Here is a 1,373-nt window from a genome sequence, read left to right on the forward strand (position 1 = left end):
AGGCTGCAGCTTTGATGTATTTAGTGGCAACGTCAAAAGAGCTCCTTCTTGGATGATCCGTTTAAATTTAGAATGGCTTTATCGACTAATAACGAATCCATGGCGCTTGAAAAGAATGTTTAGCATTCCAAAATATGCTTTAGCTGTTTTAAACGGAAAGAAAAACGGGAAAACTTTCTATCCAAAGCCTGAAAAAGATCATACAAAACAGATATAAAACGAAAACTTTTTTATAAATGGATTGATAAAAATGAAAATAAGATCATTACTGGCGAATTGCTACTTGTATTTTTTATCGGCAATCGCCTTTTTTCTGCAATGGGTGAAACCCGAAGGCAAAGTGACCCTCCTGATCTCATTCCAAGCAAACGCAAAAGCGATTCTGGAGGAATATGAACAAGGGCAATACTCATATAAACTTAACATCCTGTATACCCAACAGGCCTCGTCTATTGCCGAGAGCTTCCCTAATGTAGATGCGTATTTATTACAAGAAAAAAACCCTTTCCATCTCATTAAAGCTGTATACCTAATGTTTAACAGTAAAGTAGTTATAACAGATAATTACTTTCTATTAACAAGTGTGTTAAATAAGCGGAAGCAAACAAAATGCATTCAGGTATGGCACGCAAATGGCTCACTCAAAAAATTTGGTTTGGAAGACATTACAAATCTGCAACGGACAAAAGCTGATATTAAAAGATTCAAAAAAGTATATAATTCGTATGATTATTTAACTGTTGGATCTGAAGAAATGGCAGATATCTTTAAGAAATCTTTCGGTGTAAAAGATCATCAAATTTTAAAAATAGGTATGCCTTTAACAGATCCTTATTACAAAAAAAACAAGAAGAATAATTCGGCTACTCTAAACAAACAAAGAAAGAAGATAATCCTATATGCACCGACGTTTAGGGACTATGATATGCAATCAATTCAATTGCCCTTTACAGAAAAACAATTAATTCATCAGCTAAAAGAAGAATATGTTTTATTTGTTAAGTTGCATCCCGCCATTCAAAACAATATAACTATTAAATATTCTAGTGATTATATTAAAGATGTTTCTAATTATGCCTTGTTTGATCTGCTCGTGGCTGCAGACATATTAATTACTGACTATTCTTCCATTCCATTTGAATTTTCGATTTTAAATAAACCCATTCTTTTTTATACTTATGATTTAAAACTTTATCAAGAGAAGCGGGGATTGGTTGATCATTATCTTTCCATAATACCTGGAAAGGCCTGCTGTGACAGGGAAACATTAATAAATGAAATACAAACACCATTTAATTATTCCAAAATAAAAAATTTTTCCGATAGATGGAATAAGTATTCTAAAGGAAACTCAAGTGGAAACTTATTGCTGT

The 1,373-nt window shown here is 32.4% G+C and carries 2 protein-coding genes; both read left to right on the forward strand.

Annotated features, from left to right (window positions below; translation table 11 throughout):
* On the forward strand, positions 1-217 hold a 217-nt coding region (locus C1T29_RS21330), incomplete at its 5' end, for a WecB/TagA/CpsF family glycosyltransferase (protein WP_208945557.1).
* A gap of 33 nt (positions 218-250) precedes the next feature.
* The coding region (locus tag C1T29_RS21335) for a CDP-glycerol glycerophosphotransferase family protein (protein ID WP_208945558.1) at positions 251-1,373 on the forward strand (1,123 nt) is incomplete at its 3' end.

The organism is Bacillus sp. MBGLi79 (genome assembly GCF_002953915.1).